Raw genomic sequence first — 14021 nt, 5'->3', positions numbered from 1 at the left:
TGATGTAGAATTTTCGTCTATATGAATGGATAAAAAGTTAAGTTCTGATAAACTCAAAGACATACAAAGTAAAGGGATTCCAACTTAGATGAAATTATTAGAATAATTTGGATATATAGTATTTTAGTAGCCCTCTACATGACTTCATTTACTGCAACAACCAAAAAACTATTTCTTTTATTGAAATCCTCCAAAAGAAATAGTTTTTTCACATATAGCCCTTTAGTAATCTTTATTTTATTTGTATATATAGCAATGAGAAAACTCCAGCTCATCAGTATTTTAAACCATGAATGAGTTGGAGTTTTGGTCTTTTATTCGCAAATTTCCCGTTCATCGAGTAAATCGATGACGCAGTCTTTATGTTTAAGAAGCTCCTCTTTAGATAAATAGTCAGCTCTCTTACAAAGTTGCATTAGTCTATTAGGTATGTTTTGTTTTTCTAGAAATATCATTGCTCCAGCATACATTATATTGCGTTTGTGTGGAGATTGCTATGGTTATACAAAAAAAAGAGTAACCCGTTTGGCTACTCTTCACATAGAAACTTGTATTTGTTCATTTCAATAAGAGACCGTTATTGAAGTCCCTTCATGAAACTTTGGATTTTTGATGATAATGCAAACAGCAGGATGCTAACTAAAATGGAGATAGTACCAATAACACCAAAGTAAATTGCTTCTGTTGCAGGATTATACAGTTTAACAACTTGGGCATTTATTGCTTGCGCAGACGCAGTTGATAAGAACCATAAGCTCATGGTTTGCGAAGAGAAAGCAGCTGGAGCCAGCTTCGTCGTTATTGATAACCCTGAAGGAGATAAACAAACTTCTCCAATTACAATTAAAAAGAAGCTAAGGACTAACCACATAGGATTCACTAAAGAGTGAGTACCGTTGATTAAAGCCGGAATAATCATAACTAAGAATGAGAAACCTGCAAATAGCAATCCAATAGCGAATTTTTTTGCCGTTGAAGGCTGCTTCTTGCCTAACTTTATCCAAACCCATGCAAAAATCGGGGCAAGCGTTACGATGAAAATTGGACTTAATGATTGGAACCAAGCGGAATGTAATGTAATTCCATTGAACTGTAATTGAGTTCGTTGATCCGCGTATGTCGCTAAGATAATAGCACCTTGTTCTTGTATAGACCAAAATATTGTAGCTGCAATAAAGAGTGGTATATACGCAAGAAGACGAGATTGCTCTACTTTTGTTGTTTTAGGACTACGATACATATAAATGAAATAATAGGCTGGAATAACAATCCCTAAGATACTAATCAAGAATGTAAAACGATTTATAGTTAACAACCCAGTTGGAATTGTAACCACACCTAGCAATGTTAATACAACCAGACCAACACTGAAATACTTAATAGTCTTTTTTCTTTCCGAATCTGATAATGGATTAGGTACTTGCGTACCGACTAGACCAAGGTTTTTCTGTTTTGTTCCAACAAATACCCCTAACCCAATTGCCATACCAATTGCCGCAACTCCAAAACCAAGGTGGAAATTATATTGCTGACCTAATGTTCCGACAACTAAAGGTGCAAGTAAGGCACCTAAGTTAATACCCATGTAGAATATACTGAACCCTGAGTCACGACGCGCATCTGTTTCACTGTATAAACTTCCTACGATGTTCGATATGTTAGGCTTTAACAACCCTGTTCCTAGAACTAAGAAGACCATAGAGATAAATAACGCACTTTTACTACCCGGTAAAGCTAAAATAAGATGGCCAATCATAATTAAAACGCCACCAAAGAATACGGTTTTACTTGGACCAAATAAACGATCCGATATCCATCCACCGATAATACTAGACATGAACAGTAAGGAACCGTAAATTGCCATTATCGAGGTTGCGGTAGATTGATCAATTCCTAATCCACCTTTTGCGACCGAATAGTACATATAATACAGTAAAATAGCTCTCATTCCATAATGAGAAAACCTTTCCCAAAACTCAGTGAAGAATAAAGAGAATAATCCTTTTGGATGCCCAAAAAATCCTGTTTGAGGAATATTTTGAACAAGTTCGTTTTTTTCTTTCATAATGTTAATATTACCCCTTATTAATTTTTTATATTATACAAGTATAACTTAAGAGGCTCCCAGTAGTCCATAACTATCTAAGCCCATCGATGAAGAAAAGCAGCCTTCTGGCTGCTTTCTAAATGAATTGAAAAAATCGTCATTTACTCATTAGACACACCTTTCACTGAATCTACCTCTAAACAATCCAGAATTGATTGTGAGAGTGCTTTAGCTACTAAGAATGCTACGGCGATTACCAACAAGTGTATATTGTTGACTTAATGGTATATGAGGCGGAATAACGTATGTATCTGGAACACTCATTAATCTTAAGCATTCTAGAACGGTTAACCTTCTATTTTTTTGCGGATGAATAAACTCTCTACCATCCTTTGCAATATGAGAAGTGATAGTGTAGGATGGTTGATCCCAAGATAACTTTCTTACACCATTAAATTGGTTTGGGTTTAGATAATGCAACGTAGTAAGTAAACCGAATTGTACAACACCTACTGTAAACAACTGGTATAATAAGTATAGGAAAATACATAGAGGTGATTTTTGTGCAGCAATTTGAAGAAGTACGTTCGATATTAGAAAAAGCGAAGAAAATTACAGTGTTAACAGGTGCTGGTGCAAGTACGGAAAGTGGAATCCCTGATTTTCGTTCAGCAAATGGATTATATGCTGATGCGAATGTAGAGATGTATTTGTCGAGAGGCTATTATAATAGAAATCCGAAAGAGTTTTGGAAGCATTATAAAGAAATCTTTCAAATTAATACGTTTCATCAATATAAACCAAATCGTGGGCATCGCTTTTTAGCGGAACTAGAAGAACAAGGGAAAGACATAACGATTTTAACGCAAAATATTGATGGTTTACATCAAGTAGGTGGTAGTAAACATGTAATTGATTTACACGGAACACTGCAAACAGCGCATTGTCCAAAGTGTAAAACGGGATATGATTTACAATATATGATTGATCATGAAGTGCCGCGTTGTGAGAAGTGTAATTTCATACTAAATCCAGATGTTGTTTTATACGGAGATACGTTACCTCAATATCAAAATGCGATCAAACGTTTATATGAAACAGATGTACTTCTCGTAATGGGGACGTCACTCAAAGTACAGCCTGTCGCGTCATTCCCAGAAATCGCAAAGAGGGAAATAGCAGCAACAACGATTTTAGTAAATGAAGAATTAACAGGACAGGAATATAACTTTGATTTTGTTTTTCGACAAAAGATTGGTGAATTTGTTGAAGGATTATCTTCAATTAAATAAATTGATCTTTTCGTAAAAAAACTGAGGTGTATTGAGACCACTTCAGTTTTTTATTTGAGGAATCGCTGTTTTAAGTCACCTGAAAACATGTCGATAATGTAGTAACCACATCTCTATAATTTATAAAAAAGTGTTTGGTAGGTAAAATGGCAGAGTAAGAAGTAATATTTTCTTTAACGAATACACAATCATCATAAAGTAAGCTAATATGTAGCTGGTGTAAAGGTTCTATTTGATTTTGCTTAAGATATAAAACTAAGTCATTATAAAGTTGCTCACTATACTCACTTACAGAATGTTCTAGTGAAAGCTGACCTGCTATGCTAGTCCACCATACTTTAAAACTACATATCAATTCTTTGAATGATTCTTCATTACATAAATGGATGTCAAAAAGCTTCTCATAAAATATATGATTCTCCTCATGGAAAATCTGTAAATCATAGCTCCCATTAGCAATTTGTTTGCGAAGTGTATGCCATAATTCTGTGAAATTTGCTTCAAAATCATTAGAAAAATTTAATTTTCTTGCTATGTAAGGAAACCGTAAATTCCCTTTGTTCTCTTTTTGATTGAGATAAATATTTTGAATATAAATCATAAAGTTTAAACAATGTGACGTATTAGTATGTATTGTAAACGAATCAGGCATTTTCATTTGCTCCTTCGTAATGTCTTTTATTGATTCATTTCTTTAGTATACAAAGAAATGTAAACGAATGGTATGAAAAACCAGTTTTATAATCTCTTTCTTTTTGAATATCATTCATGTTATTGCGTATTAAGGGGAATGGTAATAAATAGGATATAAAATACAAAAACTGAAAATTAAATCTTTTATTTCTTTTGTAATTAATATAAAATTCTATATATATCATAAAATTAAATTTGATACATAATGATGTATTTGATTGCACTGTAGTGAACGTATGTTTTATGTAGAGAAATGTTAATAGAATGAAGCGAGGGAGCAAAATGAGACAGAAAAAGGAGAAGCAGAAACAGTCGAAAAAGAAAAAGACTCATATTCCGTTTCGGTTAAATGTACTATTTTTTATCGTGTTTCTTTTATTTTCAGCTATTATTATTCAATTAGGTAAAGTACAAATCATTGACGGAGAAACGTATCGAAATGAAGTGAATAAAAAGGAAGATGTAACGGTGAGTACTCCAGTTCCGAGAGGGAAGATGTTTGATCGGGAAGGGAAAGTTATTGTAAATAATAAACCGTTACGAACTGTTACATATACGAAGATGAAAGGAGTGGACTCAAAAGAGGTTTTAATAGTGGCAAGAAATTTAGCGAAGCTCATTGAAATGCCGCAAGAAGATATGGACAAGTTAACAGAGACAGATAAAAAAGACTTTTGGATGCAGTTAAATGAAAAACGCGCAGCAACAAAAGTAACAAAAGAAGATGAGAGTAAATTTAGGAAGCAGGAAATAGAAGGGAAAGACTTAGATAAGAAAGTAGAAGAGTTGAGACGAGAAAGAATTACACAAGAAGAATTAAACGAGCTTTCGAAAGAGGATATAGAAGTACTAGCAATTAAAAGCAAAATGAATGCGGGATATAAAATGACGCCACAAATCGTCAAAAAAGATGTAAGTCAAAATGAATATGCAGTAGTGAGTGAAAGATTATCAATCTTGCCAGGCGTAGATACGACTGTGGATTGGGAGCGAGAATATCCAAATGATAAAATACTACGTTCTGTACTTGGTAGTGTTTCTACTGAGAATGAGGGATTACCAAGGGAGCAATTAGACTATTATTTAGTACGAGATTATAACAGAAATGATCGTATTGGTAAGAGTTACATCGAAAAACAATACGAAGATATGTTACATGGAACGAAAGAACAGTCTAAAAATATTACTGATAAAGCTGGAAATATTATTCGAACTGAAAAAGTGACAAAAGGAAAAAGTGGAAATAATTTAATGTTAACAGTTGATATGGATTTACAGAAGAAAGTGGAGGAAAGTCTTGAAAGGAATTTAAGGGCATTTCATTCTTCTGAACCGATGATGGATCGTGCATTCGTCGTTATGATGAATCCGAAAAATGGTCAAATTCTATCATTAGCAGGAAAAAAAATTGTAAATAAAGACGGCGGGATGCAAATAGAAGACTACGCTTTAGGAACGATGATAAGCTCTTATGAGTTAGGATCGACGGTGAAAGGAGCTACGGTATTAGCGGGATATCAAACAGGAGCGATTAAGCCATATACGCATTTCTTTGATGCACCAATGTACTTTAAAGGAAGTTTGAAGCCGAAGAAATCTTGGAAAGACTTTGGAGATATTGATGATTTAAGAGCATTGCAAGTTTCATCCAATGTCTACATGTTTAATACGGCGTTAAAGATTGCGGGGATTGATTATGTACCAAACAATCCGCTAGATATTAAACAAGAAGCGTTTAATAAAATGCGCTATTATTTTAGACAATTTGGTCTAGGAGTGCCAACTGGTATTGACCTTCCAAATGAATCGATTGGTCAAATGGGTAGAACCGATAATATACCTGGTTTTTTACTTGATTATGCGATTGGGCAATATGATACATATACGCCGCTGCAGCTTGCTCAATATATGTCAACGATTGCAAATGGTGGTTACCGAATGAAACCACAAATTGTACAAGAAATTAGAGAGCAACCGAATAGACCAGAGGAAGTCGGGAAAGTTATGCAATCGATGGAACCAGTTGTGTTAAATCGAGTGGATATGGATCTGTCATATATAAATCATGTGAAAGAAGGATTTAGAAGGGTTTTCCAAGAGGCTGATGGGACAGGTACTGGAACTTTTAAAGGATTACCTTATAAACCGGCTGGGAAAACAGGAACAGCAGAAACAGTGTACGGTGGAGAAAGTGATATTGGAAGAGATGAAAACAACTATCGAAAAAAATGTTATAATTTAACTCTCGCCGGGTATGCGCCATATGATGCTGATCCGGAAGTTGCTTTTTCTGTTGTTGTGCCATGGGTAAATAATGATAAATCAGGTATTAATTCTGCAATTGGTAAAGAGGTTTTGGATGCATATTTTGACTTAAAAACGCAGAGATCGGGTGCAAGTCCAGTCCCAGTAGCACAATAGCCGAGTAAGGAACAGTAAAAAACTTCAAATTGTAGTATATCACTGCGCAAATGAAAGCATATTGTGCAGTGATATATTTTTGAGTTGAAAAGTGTTTTGATAAGGTGGGAATGGATATGAAAGAGAAGATTAAGAGAGGTTGGGGAAAGTACATACTATTTATATTTGTCCTAGTAGTAACGTACCAGTCTTTCACTCTATGTAAAGTGGAAGGAAAATCAATGCAGCCAACTTTACATGAAGAAGACTACGTATTTGTAAATAAAGCCGCTGTACATTTTTCTAGCTTACAGCACGGAGAAATCGTCATTATTAAGGAAGAGGATGAGTCGAAATATTATGTGAAACGCGTAATAGGACTTCCTGGTGACGTAATTAACATAACGAATGGAACAGTATACGTAAATGACAAAAAGCAAGATGAACCTTATATAAATAAAGATTTATATGATAATACACAAGTGTTTTACAACTTTCAAAAGACAAAGATTCCGCCAAATAAGTTATTTGTAATGGGAGACAATCGTGAACATAGTAAGGATAGTCGAAATGGTTTAGGTTATATTGAAGAAGATAACGTTATTGGCAAGGTGGAATTTATATATTATCCTTTTTCGAAAATGAAAATACTAGACTAGTTTAGTATTTTTATTTTATTTTCATCAAAAAACAATCAATGAATTAGAAGTAACTTTTAATCCGCAGGTGCTCCTATAAAGAGGATGATATTTTCAAGTTAACGGTTAGGAAATAGAAAGGATATGACGATATGTATAAGTACACAATATGCTTCATTAGAAAAGGGGATAACATACTCCTTTTAAATAGAAACAAAAAGCCAACAATGGGAATGTGGAATGGCGTTGGAGGGAAAATCGAGGATAATGAAACGCCATATGAAGGAATAATTAGAGAAACGTTTGAGGAAACGGGTATAGAGCTTCATAGTGCAACGTATAAAGGGAATGTTATTTTTAAAGTTAAAGACGAGCCTCAGGATAGAGAGGGAATGTATGTATTCCTTGCTGATTTACGTGATGAAGTACATATTGATACGCCAGTAAGCACTGATGAAGGTATATTAGAATGGAAGTCAATTGATTGGATATTAGATGGTGATAATAGAGGTGTAGTTAGCAATTTGCAAAGATATTTACCGATATTATTAAAAGAGGACAACAATTTAGATCATATATTTACGTATGATAATCGGAATATTATTGAGTACACAACTGCTGTTTTGGCAGAAGATGATACGAAAAAACGATATGAAAAACATCTCATTTCTCAATAGGATAAGATGCGTTAAAATACTAAGAAAAAGCCAAATTCCAATAAAGAATTTGGCTTTTTTGCAAGGAATGCTAATTCAAGTTTTACTCTACATAATTCGCTTTTATAATAAAACGATGTTGCTTCACATCAAAATATCCTTTTTGCAAGATGATTTCATGTATGCGATACAATTCCTCATTATAGCTTTCTACTGTAAAATCAGGAATTTGCCACGGAATTGCTTGTAAGTAATAGACAACAGCACCGACATCATAAAAACGCTGAAGAGGGAATTCTTCTTTCGCTTCTAAAATAGTAAATCCATTTTGTTCTAATTCACTACATGCCGTTTTGAGTGACCAACTTGAAAATTCGCTATTCAGCGGTGTGCCAAACTGCTCATTAAGTTCCGCACAATCAAGACCACCGACTTGTTGTGTAAGAAATGTTCCATTGATGGAAAGACTTCTTTTCACTTCAGAAGCAGAATAGGATTCATGTTGATTCACAATTAAATCAAACTGACCATCTTGAAATGGTAAAGCAGTATCATCAGTCACTTCTACGACTATAACTCCTAAAGGTTCTAATTTCTTTCGTGCAATTGGGACATTCGGAGCATAGCCCTCAGTCGCATAAATAGTTGACGGGAACGGTTGTAACATAGATAAAAACTCTCCGCCACCAGTCCCCATATCTAGCATTGATTTTGCACGTTGCATAAGCTGGAAAGCAGTGCTACCGTATGACCATGATAGGGGCTCGCTATTCATACGGCCAGTTTCTGAAATGAAAGAAAAATCCCAGCCGCTAAAGTTAGTCTTTGCACTTTCTAATAGTGCTGAAAATAATGGATCACGTTTCATATTGTTGTCCTCCTATTTCGTTAATAAATGATATAGTAAGAAAAGAAAAAGGGAGGACCTCTTATTAAAGTGGAACGGTTTTATGTTTCGTGTTCGAATAGATTCATATAAATTAGCTCCTTGCGAGAATGGTTATTTATATATTCGGGAGTATCGAGTGAAAATCCTTTGAAGTTATTAGGGAAGGTGAAAGTACGATCAAATTTTGGATGGGGTTATACAGTGAAACTGCATTTTGCCAAGATATTTTGTGAAATATGATATTTCACATTTCTGTTACATAACAATAAAGTCGTACTGTTTATAAAAAAGTGGAACCGTTTTATCCCTTTGGATGTACTTATCTATGGGGATATTTTTATTAATACAAGAAATAGATATATAAACTGAATATAAAAACGTTTTAATTGTTTGAAAACATTCGATAATTTAGTATTGTTTATATATGGAATATTTTATTTTTAGGAAAAAAGGGTAAGGGGCTAGATGAAAAGAATGAAAAATGTAATGTTGCTAGTGTTGTGTTTCTTATGTTTAAGTGGTTGTAATTATGAAGATGAAGATCAGGTGAAAAAATATGTGAAAAAAAAGCACGGAATTGATGTGGTTGTAACAGATTGGGGTGCTATACATGAAGGGAATATGGGACATACATACCATACTGTTCAAGCGAAAAATAACAAAAATATTCAATTTAGAGTAGAGGTAGATGGCATCTTATATTCAACAATAAAAGGTGATGAATATCAATACGGGAAAAAAACATATGAGGAATATAAGGAATTTAAACCAATGCTAGAAGAAATTGAAAAATTAGGTTACGTGGAACCTGAAAATAAAAATGTTTTTCAATATATAGTGGATGATGATTATATAGAGGAGAAACCAACTGATAAGTTATTATTAACTTTAAAAACGAGTGACAAGATTGATTACAGTCAATTTGAATCAAAAGAATTAGATCGTTTATATGCTCTAATCCAATTCATTCAGAAGAGTAATAGAAAGATAACAAAACTTGAAATTGAGGATTATAATGGTGAATCTATAGGCTTACCTTTTTATAATGTGCAAAAAGCTATAACGAAAGAAGAACTGCTTTTGACAATGAAAAACACCGTAAGCGGTTATTGGACATATTTGATTCAAACTGAAACAAAAGTAGGCGAAAGGTTAAATGAAATTCAAAATGATCGTTTTGGAATTGAAGATATTACTTGTTCACACCCGAAAGACGGCAATTGTCTAGAGTATGAATTGACTTTAGTTTTCAATGACAGTGAGATAAAATATAGAAATGATTCATATGTAATAGAGGATTTGAGAAAGGTAGTCACTATTCTTAAAGAAGAACTATACAATAAGGAGTTTAACATATTTTTAAGGAACAAGGATGGAACAAGTTATTCACTCTGGCTATCATCAGAAAAAATCAAGAAAAATAATAACATAGAAGAGCTAGTAAAATAAAGGTATAAAGAAGAATTTTAAAGCACTTTTTACGTTTATAATTGCTTTATTCAAAAGGAAAAAACGCTTATACTTCATTTTTGAAGTATAAGCGTTTTTGTTTAAAATACTTAAAAACAAAAATCTTTTGGTAAAGTGCCATTTTTTATCATCGTTCTTAATCCATGTTTCATAATCCAAGGATTAACAGGATGGTTTTTATCGAGTAATTGTTGCAACCATTGAAAAACGAGTTCGTTATCTTCTTTCGTAATATCATTAATGTGATTGGCTACTGATTTTTGAACATACTTAGAAGGGTCATTCATTAATGGCTCAAGAAGCTTTAAATTATTTCTGAAGTCACCTTTCAGAGCTCCTATTTTTTTTGCCCAAGGAAGTCTTGGTCTAGTACCTTCTGAAACTAATCTCCTAATGTGGCTGTTTTCGTCACGTAACCACTGTTGTAATATGTCTAAGGTTTCTTCATGGTATTTTTCAAGATAAGGACGAATGGCATATTCAGCAGTATTTCTTTTAGTTATTTCATACATTGCGTTGAATGAGGAGTCAAAATCGTTAAGTCCATATTTTTCAACGTATTTTGCGATAGGCATGTACATGTATCCGTTTGTAAATGTGCCTACTTCTGTTGTGTTTTCTGGTCCTAATGTTTTCAGTAATATATGTATTGCTTCATTAAAATCTTTTTGTAATGCATTGTGTAATTCATCTGCTATTACTTCGACACGTTGCTTTAACTCTAAATTTTCAACTTTACATGTTACAGAATCTACAAAGTTTTTTTTAGAGAAATTAGACTCGTGTTTACAAATAGAATCAGCCATTTTTTCTGCTAATTCTTTATTGAATAAAAATTTTAATGGAACGTATTTACCCATTTTTTCACCTCATTGGTCAGATAAAAACAATTTTTATTTTTTAATCGACAACCCATACACCAACGTCTCACTAGGAGTCGTTATACTAAAACCTGTCGTCTTATAATCAAGTTTCACCGTATCACCAGTGTAGTCTTTTGTGAATGAGTCCATTTGTACAATAAGCTGTTCATCTTCATATACAACATCATCCGTATTATATGTATCCCAAATTAAATCAACATCAACGAAAATGCTGCAAGAGTTTGTCATTGTTCCTCTAATGCGAATAATCTTTTTGTCTTCACGTTCTAGTCTATGTATAGCTGCTATTGCTTCATCAGTAATACGAATGTTCATGTAATCCCAACCTTTATTTATATTTCCTCTATTATTGCAAAAACAGTGGCAATAGGGAAGGGAGATGAATTGTAATGAAAAAACGAGCAAACAAATTTGTTTGCTCGTTTTACTATATTTTATTCTATTTCAGTTCACATTTATCAAGTGGAATGACTTTCGTTTTCTTAATAAATTTATAACCTAACCATAGTACTAAGAAGAGTGGTAAACCGATGTAAGAAACAAGTACACCGTTCCAGTCGATAGCTGCTCCCGTAAATGCTCCGTAGTTTTGACCTAAAATAACGATAACACAAAGTGTAAATGCAAAGATTGGACCGAACGGGAACCATTTCGCTTGATATGGTAAATCTTTTAAATCTTTCCCTTGTGCAATATAAGCTTTACGGAAACGGTAATGACTAATAGCAATCCCTACCCAAGCAATAAATCCTGACATCCCAGAAGCATTTAATAACCAAATGTATACAACACCGTCACCGAATAAAGAAGCGATGAAAGCGACGCTACCAACTACTGATGTTGCGATTAATGCGTTAACAGGTACACCGCGGCTATCTAATTTGCCTAAGAACTTTGGTGCTTTTCCTTGGCGAGCTAAATCCCAAAGCATACGAGTTGATGCATACATTCCAGAGTTACCAGCAGATAGAACTGCAGTTAAAATAACAGCGTTCATAACAGAAGCAGCGAAGGCAACGCCCGCTTTTTCAAATACAAGTGTAAATGGACTTACTGTAACATCACTCGCTGCAAGGCTTTCAGTCGTATAAGGAATTAATAAACCGATAACGAGAATTGCTAAAATGTAGAATAATAAAATACGCCAAAAGATAGAACGAATTGCTTTTGGAATATTGCGTTCTGGATCAGCAGTTTCACCAGCAGCTACTCCTAATAATTCAGTTCCTTGGAATGAGAAACCAGCAGCCATAAATACACCGATAATTGCCATGATGCCGCCATTAAATGGTGCATCTGCAACAGTGAAGTTTTTAAAGCCGACAGATTCGCCGCCCATAATTCCAAAAATCATCATAAAACCGACAATTAAAAAGATAATAATAGTAACTACTTTAATAAGTGCGAACCAATATTCAGATTCACCAAAACCTTTAACAGATAAATAGTTTAAGAGAAAAATAATAGCTAAACAAAGTCCACTCCAAATAAGAGAAGGGGTATCTGGGAACCAAAATTTCATAATTAATGTTACGGCCGCTAGTTCAGCTGCAATCGTAATCGCCCAGTTATACCAATAGTTCCATCCAAGTGCAAAACCAAGTGATGGATCAACAAATTTTGTTGCATAAGTACTAAAAGATCCAGTAACAGGCATGTAAGCCGCGAGTTCTGCTAAGCTTGTCATTAAGAAATAAACCATAATTCCAATTGCAGCGTATGCGATTAATGCACCGCCAGGACCAGCGGAATGGATAACACCACCGCTAGCAAGAAATAGTCCGGTACCGATTGTACCACCGAGAGAAATCATCGTAAGGTGACGAGATTTTAATCCACGTTTTAATTCACCTTGTCCTTGTGTAGTTTGCGTTTTAGAGGTAGATTGATTTGTTGCGCTATTCATGTTCAACACTCCTTTTCTTGTAGGTTAGGAAGGAGCGGGGGAGAAAAATACAAAAAACCGCCAAAGGAATTAGGCGGAACGTTTCACAAATAACCACCCCATCATACCCTTCCGTTAAGATAGCACACCACGTTTACACGGTAATTTTGTAAACGTGACAGTTCTGTTCCTTTCGGAGACAGCCCCAGCTCATATTTCCAGAGAAGAAATATAAACTTCGGCAACTTTTCCTTTCAAACGGAGTCAGTGACATTCGCTGTGTCTCGTCCATTTTACTTTTAAAAGTCGCAACCTCTACCTCATCGGATTGATGAGGATTTATATATTGCTATGATTTTTAATATATGGCAATTGTAATGATTTTCTGAATATATTGCAAGGGATTTTGTTAGGAAAAGTCAAAAATTATCGGTTATTGTATAGGAAACGCTTGCAAAACTCCACCCGAACCTACTGTTATGTAACAATAAGCAAAGAAAAAATTGTTATACAAATGTTTCGCAAAAAATATTGAAAAACCCTTTAAAATTAAAAGAAAATTCAGGAAATATAATTCGACATAAATATCAAAAGGGGATTAGTTTTTTATTTTGTTTCAAAGAATAAATATATATGTATACGAAAAAGAATGAATATTCTATATATTTATAGTAAAATTGAAGTATTGTTTAATTGAAAAGGGGACGTCGTTATGAAATTAGAAACTGAAAGATTACATATTATCCCATGTGCGGAAGAATGGGTTCAAATTGCGAATAATCAAGGATACAATAGTGGCCCGCATATTTTAGGGCATATAGAAAATGTGAAACAAGATGCGGCTTTATTACCGTGGGGCGCGTGGTATGTTATTCGGAAAGAGGATGATGTTGTTCTAGGTGATATAGGATTTAAAGGGAAACCGAACGAGCAACATACAGTAGAAATTGGTTACGGATTTATTGAGAAATATTGGAATAAAGGGTATGCAACAGAAGCAGTTAGTGAATTAATGAAATGGGCTTTTCAAACAGGAGAAGTGGAAACGATTATAGCGGAGACACTCCTTGATAACTATAGCTCTATTCGTGTATTAGAGAAATTACATATGAAAAGAGTAAATAGTACTGAAACAATGATAAATTGGAAGATTGAAAAATAAAGAAT

13 protein-coding genes and 1 riboswitch are annotated in these 14021 nt (G+C 34.1%); of the genes, 6 read left to right on the top strand and 7 right to left on the bottom strand.

Annotated elements, in window-relative coordinates:
* Positions 1-577 precede the first annotated feature (577 nt).
* Complete coding sequence (locus MHB76_RS14730; protein ID WP_078174751.1) at positions 578-2065, bottom strand: peptide MFS transporter; 1488 nt, start codon at positions 2063-2065, stop codon at positions 578-580.
* Between the two features lie 210 nt (positions 2066-2275).
* Entirely contained in the window at positions 2276-2527 is a 252-nt protein-coding gene (locus tag MHB76_RS14725; protein ID WP_242476365.1) for a DNA cytosine methyltransferase, read from the bottom strand.
* Between the two features lie 83 nt (positions 2528-2610).
* Between MHB76_RS14725 and MHB76_RS14720 the strand changes: the two genes are divergently transcribed.
* Positions 2611-3339, top strand: coding sequence for an NAD-dependent protein deacylase (locus MHB76_RS14720; RefSeq protein ID WP_078174749.1), 729 nt, complete (start codon positions 2611-2613; stop codon positions 3337-3339).
* A 70-nt stretch (positions 3340-3409) separates the two neighbouring features.
* On the opposite strand, the gene MHB76_RS14715 is transcribed toward MHB76_RS14720, so the two are convergent.
* Positions 3410-3991, bottom strand: a complete 582-nt coding sequence (locus MHB76_RS14715) for a hypothetical protein (protein WP_078174748.1) — start codon at positions 3989-3991, stop codon at positions 3410-3412.
* 305 nt (positions 3992-4296) lie between these two features.
* Between MHB76_RS14715 and MHB76_RS14710 the strand changes: the two genes are divergently transcribed.
* The 3 genes from MHB76_RS14710 to MHB76_RS14700 all read left to right on the top strand — a co-directional run bounded on the left by MHB76_RS14710 (position 4297) and on the right by MHB76_RS14700 (position 7747).
* Entirely contained in the window at positions 4297-6453 is a 2157-nt protein-coding gene (locus MHB76_RS14710; RefSeq protein ID WP_176108029.1) for a peptidoglycan D,D-transpeptidase FtsI family protein, read from the top strand.
* 116 nt (positions 6454-6569) lie between these two features.
* Entirely contained in the window at positions 6570-7091 is a 522-nt protein-coding gene (gene lepB / locus MHB76_RS14705; protein WP_199709708.1) for a signal peptidase I, read from the top strand.
* A 131-nt stretch (positions 7092-7222) separates the two neighbouring features.
* Positions 7223-7747 (top strand): NUDIX hydrolase, encoded by a 525-nt coding sequence (locus MHB76_RS14700; protein ID WP_016095735.1) that lies wholly within the window; start codon positions 7223-7225, stop codon positions 7745-7747.
* Positions 7748-7829: 82 nt separating this feature from the next.
* Here MHB76_RS14700 and MHB76_RS14695 read toward each other — a convergent pair whose 3' ends face one another.
* A complete protein-coding gene (locus tag MHB76_RS14695) occupies positions 7830-8594 on the bottom strand; it encodes a class I SAM-dependent methyltransferase (RefSeq protein ID WP_016105309.1) in 765 nt (254 codons plus the stop codon).
* 486 nt (positions 8595-9080) lie between these two features.
* Between MHB76_RS14695 and MHB76_RS14690 the strand changes: the two genes are divergently transcribed.
* The gene (locus tag MHB76_RS14690; RefSeq protein WP_002200025.1) at positions 9081-10064 is read left to right on the top strand and encodes a hypothetical protein; all 984 of its coding nucleotides are present in this window, start codon (positions 9081-9083) and stop codon (positions 10062-10064) included.
* Positions 10065-10174: 110 nt separating this feature from the next.
* Here MHB76_RS14690 and MHB76_RS14685 read toward each other — a convergent pair whose 3' ends face one another.
* The 3 genes from MHB76_RS14685 to MHB76_RS14675 all read right to left on the bottom strand — a co-directional run bounded on the left by MHB76_RS14685 (position 10175) and on the right by MHB76_RS14675 (position 12875).
* Positions 10175-10945: a DNA alkylation repair protein gene (locus tag MHB76_RS14685; protein WP_078174745.1), complete on the bottom strand. Its 771-nt coding sequence runs from the start codon at positions 10943-10945 to the stop codon at positions 10175-10177.
* A 33-nt stretch (positions 10946-10978) separates the two neighbouring features.
* Positions 10979-11284 carry an iron-sulfur cluster biosynthesis family protein gene (locus MHB76_RS14680; protein ID WP_002161275.1) on the bottom strand — a complete coding sequence of 102 codons (306 nt, stop codon included), beginning with the start codon at positions 11282-11284 and terminating at the stop codon, positions 10979-10981.
* A gap of 124 nt (positions 11285-11408) precedes the next feature.
* The gene (locus tag MHB76_RS14675; protein ID WP_078174744.1) at positions 11409-12875 is read right to left on the bottom strand and encodes an amino acid permease; all 1467 of its coding nucleotides are present in this window, start codon (positions 12873-12875) and stop codon (positions 11409-11411) included.
* 112 nt (positions 12876-12987) lie between these two features.
* Positions 12988-13180, bottom strand: a riboswitch (Lysine riboswitch).
* Positions 13181-13566: 386 nt separating this feature from the next.
* Here MHB76_RS14675 and MHB76_RS14670 point away from each other — a divergent pair.
* Entirely contained in the window at positions 13567-14016 is a 450-nt protein-coding gene (locus MHB76_RS14670; protein WP_016105306.1) for a GNAT family N-acetyltransferase, read from the top strand.
* Positions 14017-14021 lie beyond the last annotated feature (5 nt).

Origin of the sequence: Bacillus sp. FSL M7-1345 (assembly GCF_038006985.1) — a bacterium.
Classification (GTDB): Bacteria; Bacillota; Bacilli; order Bacillales; family Bacillaceae_G; genus Bacillus_A; species Bacillus_A cereus_U.
Note: the sequence above shows the minus strand (reverse complement) of the source record. Positions and strands in the feature narration are given on the sequence as shown.

Coding starts and splice junctions, on each gene's coding strand:
- MHB76_RS14730 (WP_078174751.1), bottom strand. CDS start 2,065: ATGAAAGAAAAAAACGAACTTGTTCAAAATATTCCTCAAACAGGATTT.
- MHB76_RS14715 (WP_078174748.1), bottom strand. CDS start 3,991: ATGCCTGATTCGTTTACAATACATACTAATACGTCACATTGTTTAAAC.
- MHB76_RS14710 (WP_176108029.1), top strand. CDS start 4,297: ATGAAGCGAGGGAGCAAAATGAGACAGAAAAAGGAGAAGCAGAAACAG.
- lepB (WP_199709708.1), top strand. CDS start 6,570: ATGAAAGAGAAGATTAAGAGAGGTTGGGGAAAGTACATACTATTTATA.
- MHB76_RS14700 (WP_016095735.1), top strand. CDS start 7,223: ATGTATAAGTACACAATATGCTTCATTAGAAAAGGGGATAACATACTC.
- MHB76_RS14695 (WP_016105309.1), bottom strand. CDS start 8,594: ATGAAACGTGATCCATTATTTTCAGCACTATTAGAAAGTGCAAAGACT.
- MHB76_RS14690 (WP_002200025.1), top strand. CDS start 9,081: ATGAAAAGAATGAAAAATGTAATGTTGCTAGTGTTGTGTTTCTTATGT.
- MHB76_RS14685 (WP_078174745.1), bottom strand. CDS start 10,945: ATGGGTAAATACGTTCCATTAAAATTTTTATTCAATAAAGAATTAGCA.
- MHB76_RS14680 (WP_002161275.1), bottom strand. CDS start 11,284: ATGAACATTCGTATTACTGATGAAGCAATAGCAGCTATACATAGACTA.
- MHB76_RS14675 (WP_078174744.1), bottom strand. CDS start 12,875: ATGAATAGCGCAACAAATCAATCTACCTCTAAAACGCAAACTACACAA.
- MHB76_RS14670 (WP_016105306.1), top strand. CDS start 13,567: ATGAAATTAGAAACTGAAAGATTACATATTATCCCATGTGCGGAAGAA.